This is a genomic window from Rhizosphaericola mali (assembly GCF_004337365.2).
In the GTDB taxonomy this organism is placed as follows: domain Bacteria; phylum Bacteroidota; class Bacteroidia; order Chitinophagales; family Chitinophagaceae; genus Rhizosphaericola; species Rhizosphaericola mali.
Genome location: NZ_CP044016.1, coordinates 3,453,449 through 3,468,185, shown reverse-complemented (window position 1 = coordinate 3,468,185; position 14,737 = coordinate 3,453,449). Strand labels below are relative to the sequence as shown.

Annotated in this window: 13 protein-coding genes; 7 read left to right on the top strand and 6 right to left on the bottom strand. The window is 34.8% G+C overall.

Annotated elements, in window-relative coordinates:
* The first annotated feature begins 138 nt into the window (after nucleotides 1–138).
* Nucleotides 139–1,332 (top strand): TlpA disulfide reductase family protein, encoded by a 1,194-nt coding sequence (locus E0W69_RS14845; protein WP_191967871.1) that lies wholly within the window; start codon nucleotides 139–141, stop codon nucleotides 1,330–1,332.
* On the opposite strand, the gene E0W69_RS14840 is transcribed toward E0W69_RS14845, so the two are convergent.
* Genes E0W69_RS14840 through E0W69_RS14830 form a run of 3 tightly spaced genes read right to left on the bottom strand, consistent with a single transcriptional unit; the run spans nucleotide 1,322 to nucleotide 3,141 of the window.
* Nucleotides 1,322–1,777, bottom strand: coding sequence for a DinB family protein (locus E0W69_RS14840; protein ID WP_131330835.1), 456 nt, complete (start codon nucleotides 1,775–1,777; stop codon nucleotides 1,322–1,324). The genes E0W69_RS14845 and E0W69_RS14840 overlap by 11 nt on opposite strands.
* 27 nt (nucleotides 1,778–1,804) lie before the next feature.
* Nucleotides 1,805–2,254: a GNAT family N-acetyltransferase gene (locus tag E0W69_RS14835; RefSeq protein WP_131330834.1), complete on the bottom strand. Its 450-nt coding sequence runs from the start codon at nucleotides 2,252–2,254 to the stop codon at nucleotides 1,805–1,807.
* Entirely contained in the window at nucleotides 2,242–3,141 is a 900-nt protein-coding gene (locus E0W69_RS14830; protein ID WP_131330833.1) for a LysR family transcriptional regulator, read from the bottom strand. Before E0W69_RS14830 ends, E0W69_RS14835 begins: the two co-directional genes overlap by 13 nt.
* A 158-nt stretch (nucleotides 3,142–3,299) precedes the next feature.
* On the opposite strand from E0W69_RS14830, the gene E0W69_RS14825 reads away from it, so the two are divergent.
* Entirely contained in the window at nucleotides 3,300–3,683 is a 384-nt protein-coding gene (locus tag E0W69_RS14825; protein ID WP_225321278.1) for a rhodanese-like domain-containing protein, read from the top strand.
* 54 nt (nucleotides 3,684–3,737) lie between these two features.
* Here E0W69_RS14825 and E0W69_RS14820 read toward each other — a convergent pair whose 3' ends face one another.
* The gene (locus tag E0W69_RS14820; RefSeq protein ID WP_225321277.1) at nucleotides 3,738–4,673 is read right to left on the bottom strand and encodes a class I SAM-dependent methyltransferase; all 936 of its coding nucleotides are present in this window, start codon (nucleotides 4,671–4,673) and stop codon (nucleotides 3,738–3,740) included.
* A gap of 9 nt (nucleotides 4,674–4,682) precedes the next feature.
* Here E0W69_RS14820 and E0W69_RS14815 point away from each other — a divergent pair, with 9 nt between their 5' ends.
* The 5 genes from E0W69_RS14815 (at nucleotide 4,683) to E0W69_RS14795 (ending at nucleotide 12,345) form a co-directional block, all read left to right on the top strand.
* Nucleotides 4,683–6,101, top strand: a complete 1,419-nt coding sequence (locus E0W69_RS14815; protein WP_225321276.1) for a DUF58 domain-containing protein — start codon at nucleotides 4,683–4,685, stop codon at nucleotides 6,099–6,101.
* A gap of 7 nt (nucleotides 6,102–6,108) precedes the next feature.
* The gene (locus E0W69_RS14810) at nucleotides 6,109–8,691 is read left to right on the top strand and encodes a transglutaminase domain-containing protein (protein WP_191967869.1); all 2,583 of its coding nucleotides are present in this window, start codon (nucleotides 6,109–6,111) and stop codon (nucleotides 8,689–8,691) included.
* 9 nt (nucleotides 8,692–8,700) lie between these two features.
* Entirely contained in the window at nucleotides 8,701–9,684 is a 984-nt protein-coding gene (locus E0W69_RS14805; protein ID WP_131330830.1) for an AAA family ATPase, read from the top strand.
* A gap of 9 nt (nucleotides 9,685–9,693) precedes the next feature.
* Nucleotides 9,694–11,661 carry a hypothetical protein gene (locus tag E0W69_RS14800; protein WP_131330829.1) on the top strand — a complete coding sequence of 656 codons (1,968 nt, stop codon included), beginning with the start codon at nucleotides 9,694–9,696 and terminating at the stop codon, nucleotides 11,659–11,661.
* A 72-nt stretch (nucleotides 11,662–11,733) separates the two neighbouring features.
* Nucleotides 11,734–12,345: an FUSC family protein gene (locus E0W69_RS14795; RefSeq protein WP_131330828.1), complete on the top strand. Its 612-nt coding sequence runs from the start codon at nucleotides 11,734–11,736 to the stop codon at nucleotides 12,343–12,345.
* On the opposite strand, the gene E0W69_RS14790 is transcribed toward E0W69_RS14795, so the two are convergent.
* A complete protein-coding gene (locus E0W69_RS14790) occupies nucleotides 12,342–12,932 on the bottom strand; it encodes a hypothetical protein (protein ID WP_131330827.1) in 591 nt (196 codons plus the stop codon). The genes E0W69_RS14795 and E0W69_RS14790 overlap by 4 nt on opposite strands.
* 36 nt (nucleotides 12,933–12,968) lie before the next feature.
* The gene (locus E0W69_RS14785; RefSeq protein ID WP_131330826.1) at nucleotides 12,969–14,708 is read right to left on the bottom strand and encodes a TonB-dependent receptor; all 1,740 of its coding nucleotides are present in this window, start codon (nucleotides 14,706–14,708) and stop codon (nucleotides 12,969–12,971) included.
* Between the last annotated feature and the right edge of the window lie 29 nt (nucleotides 14,709–14,737).

Sequence of the window (14,737 nt, the reverse complement as noted above, 5' to 3'; positions counted from 1 at the left end):
CGCATTCTCCAGTTACGGTGTTGAATATTCCAAGTTGCATTCGATGTTAGACTACAGAATAGCTTTTTTTATTATTAAAAAAATTATAGGATGATGCGATTATTGACATTAATTAATTGCAAAAAAATAATATTGTTTTTGCAATTATTATTGGTAGCGGGCCATTTACATGCTCAAAATAAGCAAACTAAACAAGGTTCTCATTTTAGTATTGAGGGGCACATTTCCAATCCATCAACTAAGCTGATTATGCTTGAATATATGGATGATACTAATAATTATATTAGAAAAAAAAGCAATATCGTAAATGGGACATTTTCATTTGAAGGATTCATTAAAGAGCCAACATTTGCGCAATTAGTAGGGAATGTTGATTCCTCTCGTGGTGTAGATTTTGATGATCCAAACATTGTAAATATCTTTATTGAAGCTAAAAAAATGAAAATTAATGTTGTTGAAAAACATTTTAAAGAGTTTCAAATGACAGGGTCAGTTACACAAGATCAGCGTGATGCTCTAGAAAGAAGCAAATCTGACATTTATAAAAAATTTAATCCGATAGTCTCAAAATATAGAGCGCTTAATGTGCGTTGGAAAGCCGCCTTGAAAGCTAATGATACTTTAGATGCCAATGATCTTATGAATAGAGAAAATAAGATATTAACAGAAAAGAAGTCATATGAAGATCAATTAACGCTAAAGAATGTACAATTTATAAGAGATCATCCCAACTCATTTTTAAGTGGATTTTTATTATATGGAGCTTTTGTTACCCATCAAATAGCGAATGATTCAGCAATCGTATATTTCAATAGCTTATCTCAAAATGTTCAAACTGGTTATTATGGGAATGAATTTGAACGCTTACTTATTAAAAAAGTTGCTCCAATAGGCTCAGATTTTACCAGTATTGTGGGCAGTGATATCAAGGGGAAACAAGTGTCTATGGATGGCATGTTGGAGGATAGTTCAACATATACTTTAATTGTATTTTGGGCTAGTTGGTGCGTTCCATGTAGAGCGCTGAATTCGACCATTAAAGAAGTGTATCAAAAATACCATTCGAAAAAGCTAAATATTATTTATGTTACGTTGGACGAGGATCGCCAAAAATGGTTGGATGCAATAAAAAAAGATGAAATCTCTGATTTTCAACATTTTTACAATGATAAAAAGATTAACCTGTTTTATAATTATGGGTTGACTTCTATTCCTGCCGATTTTTTGGTTAAAGGAAAGACGATTATTGCTAAATATTCTGGTGCGGATCAAGAACATTCAGATTTTCGAGATATAGAAACAAAATTGAAACAAATTTTCCCTAGTTCGTAGCATCATCGATCAATCTTCTATGATAATTAATCTGTCCAAGATGGTAACTCAAGTGTGTTGCAAGATGAATTAGGAAATATTCAATGGTCGTTTCATTTCCCAATACGATATAGGGAAATGGCTGTGTTACTTCGTTTTCAGAGAAATTGTCTAAAGCGCGTTCTATTCTGGAAATGGTATCATCTAGCTTTTCGAGTAGTTCTTTTTTGGGGATATTTTTTAAAGAAAATTCAAGATCGCGTTGTCTTGTATAGTCAATTTTACCCAAATCTTTCCCAATATAAGTATTGAGATTACCGATTAAATGCAGACATAGATTGCCGCCTGAGTTTGAAATATTGCCATCTATTTCCCAAATTTTTGATTCAGAATTGTATAGGCTTATTTCCTCTTTTAGTTTGGATAAATCTCTTACGAAAATTTGTTTTAATGTATGAAGTAGCATAGTTTTTTGTTATTAAGTTTTGTAAGATTACAAATCATATGCAAACCTTTTTTTATCTTTTCCGACAGCACCTATTTTATGATAAAATTTTATGGCTCTTACATTGAATATGGGGGTCTGCCACTGAATATTAACACAATTATTATCTATTCCAATCTGTTTTAATTTATTAAAAACAGCTTCTCCAATTTTTAAACCCCTAAAATCAGGTTCTAGATAAAGGCAATCCAAATATAAAAAAGTCTGTGCATCCCAAGTCGAAAAATCGAAGGTATAAGAAAAATAACCAGCTAACCCACTCTCACAAGCGATCACATAGCAGAATAAAGAAGGGGTAGAATTCAAAATTGCATTTTTTAGCAATGCCACTTTATTTTTTGGATCGTATGGTGCTTGTTCATAATCTGCATGATGTTGGCACAAAACTACTAATGTTGGCAGGTCTTTTTCTTCCAATTTTCTGATTATATAGTCCATTGTTGGTTGATTTCGAATTGTAAAAAGGAAAGGAAATGTTGGAAATAGTCAGGATGTTTTTTGTCCTTTCTGTAAGCAATATAATGCTTTCTTTTTAAGCCATTTTTCCCAATTTTAATTGCTTTAATAGTGTTGTTTTTGAGATATGGAAGTAACGCCCATTTAGCCATTGACATTATACCCATATCAGCTTTAACAATCTCGATAGAAGCTTCTGTGAGTGGGATGGCTGTTATCTTTTTGGGAGATATTTTTGCTGGAGCTAATAAAAGTTGATGTACAGTTACTGATTCCATAGGTAAGGAATGTATCAATAAGTGTTCCTCTATAAAATCTTCGGCAACGACATATTTTTTGCGTGTCCAAGGATGATTTTCTGATACTACCATCAACATCTCATCTTGAAATAATTCAACATATTGAATGTTTTTATCTTTTACTGGATCACTTATAATGGCGATATCCAATATATTTTCTTTCAATTTTTGTAAGGGATAATGTGTTGCTTCCATAACAATTTTCAATTCAATATTTGGATAAATGAGATGAAATTGTTTTAATACAGAAGGTAACCAGTGATAACTTGAGTAGCATTCAGTGCTAATTCTTATTTCGCCCGTTTCTCCGAAAATTAATTGTTTAATTTCCTTTTCTGTATTTGCAAGTTTGTACAATATTTCGTTTGATGCCGCATATAGTTTTTCACCAGCTTTTGTTAAAACCAATTTCTTATTTGCCCGCATAAATATTGCTGTTCCTAATTGATATTCGGCTTCTTTCAATTGATGACTAAGGGCAGATTGTGTGAGATGCAACGTGTCGATTGCCTTTGTAATACTGCCACCCTCTACGATTGCCTTGATAAGACGTAAATGCCGGATTTCCATATTGCGATTTTATAATTGAGCAAAGGAACGAAATTAAAATACAGATGTGGATGAAAATAATTGATGTAAATGATGAATTCTTTTCGTTTTTATCTGCTATTGGGTTGTTATAGTTTTGCAGTATTAACATTTTAAAAATGAAATATATGGTTGATCAAATGAAACATTACGAAAATAAAATCGCGTTTGAGATGGATGCTTCCGATTTATTTGATGCATTAAATAAGAAGGAAAAAATTGTGGCACTTGATGCTAGGAAATCTTTTGCATTTGTAAAAGAACATATTCCAAATGCGATAAACATTCCTCATAGAGAAATGAATGAAGAAACTACAATGCATTTGGATAAGGAAATCTTGTATGTAGTCTATTGCGATGGGATTGGATGTAATGCGTCTACAAAAGGAGCGCTCAATATGACAAAATTGGGATTTAAAGTGAAAGAGCTCATGGGCGGAATTGAGTGGTGGAAATTTGACGGTTATGCAACTGAAGGGGTTGCTAGTATTGCAAGCTCTGGTGATATACAATGTGCTTGTTAATAGAAATATCATCCATGTTAATCGTCTATTTTCATGGATGATAATTATCAAATTTTATTTCTTCTTGATTACATAAATAACCGAACTAAATTTTTTTGGATCGCGTTGTGCTTTTGTGTTTGATTCATTCCCATTGATGAATGCAGAGAGATTTTTGTATTTGCCATTTTTATATTTTTCACTCAACATACTTACGTAATAGCTGTCGAATATCATAGGAATATGATGAACCACTTCCATGCCATGTTCTTCAGCTAAGGTAGACATACTTTTGGGCGAAAAATGATACAAATGTCTTGGTACGTCCCATGCCGCCCAATAAACGCCATAATGTTGCGCGTCGTAGCTAGTGTAATTGGGAACTGCAATCATCGCAACACCATTTGGCCGTAGGATTTTTTTTATTGCGTCCATATATTCATGCAAACTATGTACGTGTTCTAATACATGCCACATCGTAACTACATCAAAACTTTCTGTTGGAAAAGAAAATAACTGATCTGATGGAAGTAGATTCAATCCGTGCAATTTCAAAGCATTCTGACGTGCAATCTCGTCTGGTTCCAATCCTGTAACGGTCCAACCACTTATATTCATTTGATGTGCAAATGCTCCAGTTCCAGCACCAATATCTAATAATTTACCCGATTTTAATTTGGACTCTTCTTGAACGAGGTTGCGTTTTTGTTTGAGGGTAATTTTTCGGATAGAATGATACAGGCGATTGATAATTCCTTTTTTGGTATCAGAATGGGAAACATAAGCTTCGGCATTGTAATAAGGACCGATATGTTCTAAGTCAGGAACGTCTTGTGTAAAGCAACCTGTACAGTCTTCACATTTCCATATAGGAAATTTTTTGTGACTCACCGTATAATCCTCCGCCTCTAAGGCAAATGCAATATTTTTGCTATTACAGATTGGACATGCTGTATAATGTATCACCTCGCTCATAGTAGGCAAAGAAACGAGCGTTATTGCATATTTCAAACTTTTTATTTGTATTTCAATTCTAAGAATAAATTAACCTTTGAAAGACCAACAAGACGCTTAACTTTACAAGTGAGTATGAGATGGGAATTTTTACACAAGAGCAAACAATGGATGAAATCAAGTCTGCCATTAACTTGGTATGGATTGTTATTTTTCTGCTTGATAGGACTCGCAGCGATGAGTTTGCGTATTATAGAAAAGGATCAAAATGAAAGTTTTATTGCTATTCTAAAAGTATGTAAAACGATTGCCATGTATGCAATTGGCTGCATTTTGCTGTTTGCACTATTGACAACCTTTATTCCTTGGTGGCTAATTCGGAAAAATAGTAAAAATATTCGCGTACATCTGATTCAACAAAATGCGTTTAAAAAGGATTTATTTGAAGTACAATTGGAAATTGAACCCAAATTACGAGCCCATGCTCTTTGCTTGTTAAAATGTCAATTTATTGGGGGCAATTATTTATCCAAATTAGTAGAGTTAGAAGAGTCTTCTCATTTTCAAATGAGTCAAAAGAAAACCTATTATCGAGCGGTCATTCAATTGCAAGATGTAAAAGATTATGCCATAGATTATATTCAATTATATATAGGAGACTTTTTACATCTATTTTCTTTTTCTCAAAAAATACCTGCGCATTTCCTTTTGCAAAATTTACCTGAAAAAACAAAAGTGCCTGAGGTAAAAGTGTTACCACGCAAAGCGGATATGTCTGATCGCCGTGCGGAAACCAGTCAAATGGCGCAAGGTGATCTGTATCAATTTAAACAGTTTGAGGACAATGATGATATCCGCCGTATCGTGTGGTCGATCTATGCGCGCTCAGGAGAATTGGTGGTGCGTACGCCAGAGATCAAAAGCGAATTTGCATCCGATGTATTATTGTATTGTTCCTTTTATTCCGGTTTCAAAACGAGCAGTTCCACTGTGTTGGATTCCTTGTATTTGAATATTTATAAAAATGCCATTTGGAGTTTTTATCTTTCTTGGGCAGAAAAAGAAAAGGATGGAAAAGTATTGGCATTGGTGGATGATAACAAACAAGAATTGTCCTCCAAGGAAGAAATAGAAAAAGCATTGATGCACGCACATTGGCACGAGCAACCCGTATTTTTACAAGGAAAAGAATGGGAAAAAGTCTCTGTAATATTAGTATCCTCGCTTATTCCCATTGGTGAGGTGGAAAGCATGATGCAACAATTGCCAGACGCGGTACAGATTATTCAAATAAAAATTTCGGAAATGATTGATCAATTACCTTCCAAAATTTGGATGCCTACTGTATTTTTGGAAACGGAAAAAATACCCGAATTTCAAAATAAATGGCAATGGCAAATGAATACCTCCAGAAAAGCTTTGGTGGAAAATGAAACCGCCATCGCACAATTGTTATCCAATAGAATTACCAAAATCTCTTTGTAAAAATAGAATGAAGTTAAGGCTTAAAAATAGTTTTCAAAAATCACTTGCACAGTTGTTGTTCATTGGCTTGCCGACTTGCATTCTCATGTTTGCATTGTTGCGTCAGGTTAATTTTGCATTGGCTATTTTGGAAAATAATTGGTTTAGAGAAGGTGTTTATTTCCTTTTTGGAATGGCGGGTGCGATATTTTTTTATAGTTATCGTTTTCGCTTTTTGACAACGGCGTTGATTTTATATTTCCTTGGAAATGCGGTTTTTTACGCACTGAATCATACCGATCTGGGCGAGTTTAGCGCTTTTTGGTTGAGCATAAAATTTTATCTCTTTGGTGGTTTGTTTTTTTTCGGATGGTTTGTTGGCGTTGGGTTAAGTCGTTGGCGATTATTCACGATACTTTGGAGTATTGGAGTCTTTGTAGGTTTTATTATTGTAATGACGCAACATCAACCGATCCGAATTAGTCAATTTACTTCTGCGTTTTGGTTGACACTTTTTTATAGTGTTTACATCATTTTTGTTTCCGAATATTTGCGTAATCTGGAAGGAAATGTTTTGACCAATCGTTTGTTTTTAAGAAAGACAGCGTTGTTTACTTTGGTTTTAATCGGCTTCATCGTTCTATTAGGATTATTGTTCAAGTCCAATTTTGAAACAGTTGGAAAGGATTTAGCGAGCGGTCAATTCAATGGGAAAAATAATAGTTCGAATATGACCAAAAAGAACAAAGATGGTTCCTTGAGTAATAATGACAAACTCAACCTTTCTGGTTCTTTGAATAAAAATAAAAATCTTGTTTTTGTCGCGCATTTGAATAATACTTTGCCAGGAAGTGAAGCGCCGAATCCTCTATATTTTACCTCCTTATATTACAACAAATATGATACGGCGAGCCAGTCTTTTTTAATTGATTCATTAGCGCCGTCTAATGATTTATTTCAACCAGATCCTTCGCAGATTCCGCTATATTTTTCCAAAGTTGATAGTACTGCAATTAGAAATTCCAAAGCGACATTGGATCGAAAAGTTGTCTCTACTGAAGTGTATAAAGTAGATTTAGCGCCAAGCGATTTCGTAGCTCCTTCTACCGCTTTTATGGTGCAGCCGATTGCCGTTCCCAAAGATTATAAGGATAAGTTTAAAAGTGCTTATCGTGCGCAGATGTGGGTGAGCAATTTGAATAGCGCCTATTTTGTCTACAATCCCGCAGGCGATATGGCGATGGAATCTTTCCAAAAATCGAGATATAGTATCTTACGTACGGCAAATGATTATTCAAAAGAATCCTCCGAATTTATGCACTATTATACTGCCGTTCCGAAAGGAGAGCAGTTTGATAAAATAAGGCAATTAGCTTCTGAAATCGCTGGTAATGATTCGACCACTATGGACAAAATGTTGTCGATACGTGATTATTTTTTACAAAAAGATGCCGCAGGAAAAAACTTATTTGCCTACTCTGATAATCCTGGTGTGCCGGGCATTCCCTCTGCAAGCAAATTGACTTATTTCTTATTTCAAAATCGCAAAGGATATTGCGCTTATTTTGCCGGAGCTACTTTGTTTTTACTACGTAGTTTGGGTGTTCCTAGTAGGATTGCAGCGGGTTTTCTTACGGTAGATCGCAGTAGTAAAAATCCGGGTTGGTATTGGTTTTATGAAGATCAAGCACACGCTTGGGTGCAAGTTTATTTTCCGGGTTATGGATGGATGGATTTTGATACGACGATTCCTGATGTCAATACCCAACAAGCGCCGCAGCCAGATGGAACGCCGCCTTTGGGTAATCTACAAACCTATTTTGTAGGAGATGGTACGATTAGCGAGATTTCTAAAGCGGATAAAAGTGTCGTACTACAATTGAAAAACTTTATGATTCAGGACAAATCATTCGATGCAAAACCTGAAGTGGATATTCGTTTGGATGCCAAGGTTGCCAATGTCTCAACAGATACAGGCACAGTTAATTTTGATGCACTCAAAAAAGGAATGCATATTACAGCGGCATCTTCTGATCCTAGTTTGAAAAATATTCAAGCGACACCAACGGATGAGCCCAATAGTTTATTACAAACTATTCCAACGCCAACGCCGGTAACAGAAATTAAAATTGTCTCTCAGGAAAATAAAGCCAATATGAAAAATGAAAATGCAGACAATGATGGTAAAGTGCATTTTTCTAGTTGGTTAATTACTGTTTTTTGGATTTTAGTGGTCGTAATTATTGTTTTGACAGTGACGCCTTGGGTAATTTTTCAAGTCTTGGTTAAGAAGGCAAAGACATCCACTTATTATGTTCATCGTAGCATTCAATTTTATTTGAATCAATTGTCGATTGAATATGATAGTGAAAGTCCGGAAAAATATAGTCGTGAAATTGATCGACATTTCGGAACTGATTTGGAAAAATTTTCTAATATCTATCAGAAATATAAATATAGTCAACAGCCATTGTCTCAAGAAGAATTGGCATTCTCCAATCAAATTTTGAACAAATTTAGGAAAAAAATAAATCAACAAATATCTTGGAAAACGAGAGTGAGCAAGTTTGTAATGATCTCTCCGGTTTTTGATTTTTTTGCAAATAAATAAACGATAATTATGGAAAATATAGCGGGAGCAAGCGTTTCGATCAATAAATTATTTGAAAATATCTCTACTGTTATCAAGGGTAAAGAATTGCAGGTAAATCTTTTATTGACCGTACTATTTGCAGGCGGACATATATTGATGGAAGATAATCCAGGTACTGGTAAAACGGTGATGGCGAAAACATTGGCCAAAAGTATTTCTGGTTCGCATGGCAATTCTGTATTCAAACGTGTACAATTTACCCCAGATTTACTTCCAATGGATCTGATTGGTTCCAATATTTTTGATGAAGAAACAAAGGATTTTAAATTTAAAAAAGGTCCGTTGTTTTGTAATGTACTTTTGGCGGATGAGATCAATAGAGCTTCTCCAAAAGTGCAATCAGCTTTATTGGAATGTATGGCGGAAAATCAAATTACAGTTGGTGAAAATACTTATCCACTAGAGCAAATGTTTTTCACAATCGCTACGCAAAATCCGATAGAAATGGAAGGTACTTATCCTTTGCCGACCGCTCAGTTGGACCGTTTCTATATGAAAATAAATTTTGGATACGCCGATCCAGATACGGAGTTGACGATCTTTAAAGAGTATTTGGGTATTCTTAATAATCTACAAACGATTCACCAAGTATTATCTATTGATGATGTCGTCACGCTACAAAAGCAAGCGAGCGAAGTTTTTTTGCATGATTCATTGATAGAAGCGATTCGCAATATTATTCAAGGAACGAGAGAAAATGCACATATTGCATTAGGCGCGTCTACTAGAGCGGGGATTATTTTTATAAAATGTCTCAAAGCTTATGCGTTGGTTAAAGGAAGAGACTTTGTAACGGAAAATGATATTGCAGATATTACGCATCCTGTTTTGCAACATAGACTATTGTTTAGGAGCAAAGACGCAAAAGATAACGCCTTATCCGAAATTTTGGCAAATGAATTAAGACGTCTTTCTGATCTAAAACCTTCGTTTCAAAAGCCAACAAATTAATCGATCGCGTTGAAAACTATTTTTAAAATATTTCTATTATTTCTTAGTTGTATTCCTATAATTGTATGGGGACAAGGCAATCTTATCGCTAGACAAGAGATTGATACTAAGAAAAAAAACATCAATCTCAATAGCGAAGAAGCGCTTTCTAGTTCGAAAGAATTTATTCGTTTGGATAGTACATATTATGTGGGTTGGATGTTGGACGGTATGTATAAATATAATCATAGTGCAGACTATCAAGGGTATCGGTTGGCGGCAGAACCTTTAGTGAAATCGATCCAACTATTGATACACGACTATGGGAATGCATTAGAAAATCAATATACAAGTCAAGAGAATTTTTCCAAAAATCTTCCCGTATATCAGGACTATATCGCACTCAATAATGCATTGTTAGAATGTTATAATAATACGGATCAGCCGGATAAATCCATGGATTTACTGGACCAAATAGATCATTTTCATTTTAGAAAAGACTATTGTGGAGTGGCGAGTCAGCGTGCTTGGTTGTATCACCGTTTTAGGACCTACACTACGAAAGATTTTGCTTTTTTAAGAAATTCTATCGCCGAAAATGAAAAAATGGCGTTGGATTGGTGCCATGAAGGTTTGGATAATATCATGGAAAATAAAGAGGAAAATGACAAATGGTTTGGACCACAACAATCTTTTGGTGATCAACTCAATATTTTTCACTATTTAGCTTTGTTATTGACCTATAATAAGAAATACGATAGTAGCGCATTTTACTATAATATACTCGAACAAAGTGGCATGATCTCTTGGAATAACTATGGCGGTTTACAATCCGAATTAGGAAATTTCAAGCAAGCATATCAATATTTTGATATGGATAAAAATGCAGTTTCTGGTAATATGTTGAAAGAACCGTACTATTATTTACCCGAACTATTAGTGTACAAAGGGGATACAAAATCGGCTATTCAAATGTCACAAGGTATCATCGAAGCCAACGGTTCGAAACCTGGATTTGGATGGTACAATCTTGCCTTGGCTAGAGATTATTTGTATGATGGGCAATTAGATAGTTGTTCGCTTGCGTTGGAAAAAGCGGATAATTTTCAAGAAGTAAGTATCGGTACGACCTTGACTTTGCAACAATATAAATTTACCAGCCAATTATTAAAAGTGCAATTGTGGGACAAAAAAATTGCCTTAGAAAAATTTTTACATAAAAATTGGTGGTATTCTCCCAAGTATTTGTTTACGGTGTTTGTTTGGAAAATTAAGCAGTTTATTGCTAATTATGTAGCGGTGAATGCACTTTCTCATAATGCGGATAGAGATCGAATGGTCTATGACTTATTTTGTTCGGAATCAACAACCAATTTTGATGAAGCTTGGTATTTACTTAAAGGTTTTAACGCGCCTTATTTTATTCATAAATATGAGCAATATCAACGTGATGATTACCGAGTCAATATTCAAAAATATTTTCGATTATTTACGGCAAAATTTCAATTGCTCAATAATGATAAAGATGAGGCGCAACACAATCTAGATCAAATTGTCGGAAATCCGCAAGTTGATACAGACTATGAAAAATTGTATCTCGCAAGACTATATGAAGCCGCGGCAACTTGTGCAGACAAGCAAGGTGATAATGTCAAAGAGTTGAGCTATCAAAATGAGTTTTTGAAACAATATAGTCAGTTGGTACCGTTCTCCGATGTTCAAATTAAAATGCAATTGCAAATTCAATCTGATGATGCGGCATTTGCCAAAATTATAGAAACGGGTTTGCGTAAAACGAAAATTGAGTGGAATGAAGATCAAAATTTACCCAAAATTTTGATTTCTATCCATAAAGGAAACGATGACGCGCATACTATTGAACTTAAATTAATAGATGCAAATGATGATCAAATAGGGGCTACTCAGATGTTGTCTATTCCTGCGACTTCGGACGAACCTGTATCGGCAGTTGCGTTGAAAATATTCCAAATCGGCTAACGAACGTTCAATTGGTGTAGACTTCCAGATTTGCTATAATTTTGCACCATTAACAATTTTGAAACTGTAAATATGGAATTATTAGATCCAGAAAAATTTGAAGAACATACGGGCATTACACCTTTCCAATACACGGAATACATTATCAAATGTGTAGTAGGTGTGGCGGGTTCTTTTTTGTTATTTCTAATATTACCTATTTATAGAGATGATATATTTTGGGTGATTATTTCCCTAATGCTTTCTGTTACACATGACAATAATAGTAAAGTCGCTTTTGACCGTATGAAGGGAAATACGATAGGGCCTTTAGTTGGCTTGGCTTGTTGGTCTTTGCAAAATTATTTAAATAAGGGTAAACTTATTTCCATAGAATCTTCTACCGCGGCATTAATTTGTATTCTTATTGGCGTTGTAGTTATTATTACTATTTGTACCGCGACTAAATTGATTACGGTTTCTCGTACAGCGTTGGTCGGATTTTTTATAGTAATGATTTACGAAGATGATCACCATTCTTGGCAAGGGGCGATCATGCGTGTAGTTTCTGTAATGATTGGATGTTTGATAGGACTTTGCATAAATAAGACCTTTAAATGGGGTAGTGAATTTATTTTTCGCACACCAGATAAAGATCCTGAAAATCCTTCTCAGAAGGAAAATAAAGACGAAAAGATTTATTAACGATTCATTTTTATATAGTAATAATAAACGCCTGCTGCAATTACCAATGTGCCCAGCGTCAATAAAACATAGATCCACCATGCAATACCTTTTCTCTTTTTCTCCAACATTGCTTCCATCTCTTTTCTTGAGAACTCGGCATCTCCTGATTTAATTGTTGTCGTTTCTCCATTTTTGGAAATGGGTAACACATTTAAATTGGGATAAAATGATTGAGGTTCGAAACTATTGTCAAAGGCTAGTGTGCGACTTCTGTATATCAATACTCCCAGTCCTGGCAATTCTACATTTGCGTGATTTTCTAACTGACTAGAAATTTCGGCGGTATAATTATCAAATATTTCTTCCGCCGCCTCACTAGATTCCAAGTGCAATGCTTTTTTCAAATACTCGTAAAGATTGTGATCTTTCTTTTTTTGGTTGGACTGCACTTGAAATGTAAAATCAGATTTAGGCGGTTGCATCTGTTGCGTAGGATAATCGTATCGCGCACCAACACTACTCAACGAAAATGTTCCGATATTGGGTAGTAGTAAAATCTTATTTACCAGCAAATATTGATATAAGTAAGGATAAATATTTTCCATAGAAACTGTCGACCTATTAGCTTTTATGCAAATGTATTATTTTTTTGAAAGGTCAAAGTTATAAATTATTCCTCCCATTACATTTGTACCCAAAGATTGGTATTGGTTCCAGCGTTGATATTTATTATTCAAGATATTATTTACTTGCAACCATACGCTCCAATGATTGGTCAATCCCATTTCCAAACCAGCATCCCAATCGGCAACTGCTTTCATCTTGATTGGTTCTTGATTGGCATCTAAACCCCAAGTGCCATTCCAAAAGTTTACATCACTTTTTACCCAAATATTTTTATATACTTTCCAACGCATCGAACCGTTCAACTCCAATGGCAATAAGCCAAATGCTTTGGCACTTGAATCCAAATTGCTGTATTGATTGATGGACATGCCCGCCAATACGGAGAAGGTTTCGGCAACCTTATATCCCAATTCTGCATGAATGCGTAGATCATTCATTTTTGGTTCGTACATCACGTTAAATCTATTGCCTAACAATGAATCATTAGCAAATAAAGCATGATTGTAATAAGTGATATAAGATAGTTTCGCATTATAAGTTAAATGACTACCGATAGATCCTTTCAAACCGCCATAAAACTCTCTTGCACGATTATTTTGTAATTCATTTGGCGTATTAATCCAAGGATTGAATGCAACCAAGCTTTGATACGTGTTTTTTTCGTAATAACCTGTAAATCCGGCTTGAACTACGAAACGTTCGTCTTTAATTTTTGCCTCAGCTTGGATATCTGGTAAGAATTTATAGTTGCCATTGTTCCAAGAAGGCGTAAAGCCCGCTTTGATATAAACATTGTCCGTTTTATAGGATAATGCAGGTCTTACATAATAAATATTATTGTTGATTTTAGCGCTGTCTTTTCTATTGAATTGTGTGATGTCTGCAGTAAATCCTAAATTAATTGCGAAATTATCACCAATTTGTTTAGAAATAGGTGCATCTACATACAAACTAGACTCATTAGAATTCCAATTATTGGAAAAATGATTGATGGCTAAAGATGGACTATAATCGATGCCTGCATCATTCTCTGCTTTGTTACGCAATTTCAATTTAATTCCATAGTTGTTGTAAAACAATTTAGATGAATCGCTATTGTACAATGCTCTGTCATCTTCTCGTATGCCGTAGGCTCTATTTCGATTATTATCGTAATATAATTTACCACTCAATTCATTATTTGAACCGACGTTTAAAACGCCATTCAAATCGACGTTTGTTTGCGCATATTTCTGATCGATAATAGGACCTTTAGAAGAAACATGTTTTGCATGAATGGCAAATGATGAATTTATACCATCTCCAAATGACAAACCCGCTTCGCCATATGGTGTATTATAATTTCCATATCCCAATTTAATGAAACCATCTTTTTTCCAAGGATTTTCATACTTCTCATTTAAGGACAATGGTCTTAATGCACCTGGGGCATATGGAAAAAATAAATTTTGCGCAGGAACATTATAGTTCAATCCTGGCGTTGCTTGACTAGGTAAAGTCGGCGTGCCATTCAAATTTATTTTGGAGGATTCTCTCAATGTCGGCGTAAATGCCGATGTGATATTTACCGTACGATCTTGAGAATTGTCAGGAAGCAAATCTTCTTTAGGTTTTGTTGTTGCCTTTTTGGAAGTCGATGCTTTTTTCTCCGTTTTAGGTTTGGCTTTTGTTTTGCCTTTACGTTGTGCGTCCGCTTGGCTCATACACAATAGTAAAGATGGAAGTACTACCCAAAAAGCCTTTTTGTAAGACATCGAAAATATATTAGAATAACTATGCATTT

Excerpts from the sequence above, each read along its gene's own strand:
- E0W69_RS14795 (WP_131330828.1), top strand. The coding sequence starts at position 11,734 with ATGGAATTATTAGATCCAGAAAAATTTGAAGAACATACGGGCATTACA.
- E0W69_RS14835 (WP_131330834.1), bottom strand. The coding sequence starts at position 2,254 with ATGGACTATATAATCAGAAAATTGGAAGAAAAAGACCTGCCAACATTA.
- E0W69_RS14805 (WP_131330830.1), top strand. The coding sequence starts at position 8,701 with ATGGAAAATATAGCGGGAGCAAGCGTTTCGATCAATAAATTATTTGAA.
- E0W69_RS14840 (WP_131330835.1), bottom strand. The coding sequence starts at position 1,777 with ATGCTACTTCATACATTAAAACAAATTTTCGTAAGAGATTTATCCAAA.
- E0W69_RS14785 (WP_131330826.1), bottom strand. The coding sequence starts at position 14,708 with ATGTCTTACAAAAAGGCTTTTTGGGTAGTACTTCCATCTTTACTATTG.
- E0W69_RS14810 (WP_191967869.1), top strand. The coding sequence starts at position 6,109 with ATGAAGTTAAGGCTTAAAAATAGTTTTCAAAAATCACTTGCACAGTTG.
- E0W69_RS14825 (WP_225321278.1), top strand. The coding sequence starts at position 3,300 with ATGAAACATTACGAAAATAAAATCGCGTTTGAGATGGATGCTTCCGAT.
- E0W69_RS14830 (WP_131330833.1), bottom strand. The coding sequence starts at position 3,141 with ATGGAAATCCGGCATTTACGTCTTATCAAGGCAATCGTAGAGGGTGGC.
- E0W69_RS14790 (WP_131330827.1), bottom strand. The coding sequence starts at position 12,932 with ATGGAAAATATTTATCCTTACTTATATCAATATTTGCTGGTAAATAAG.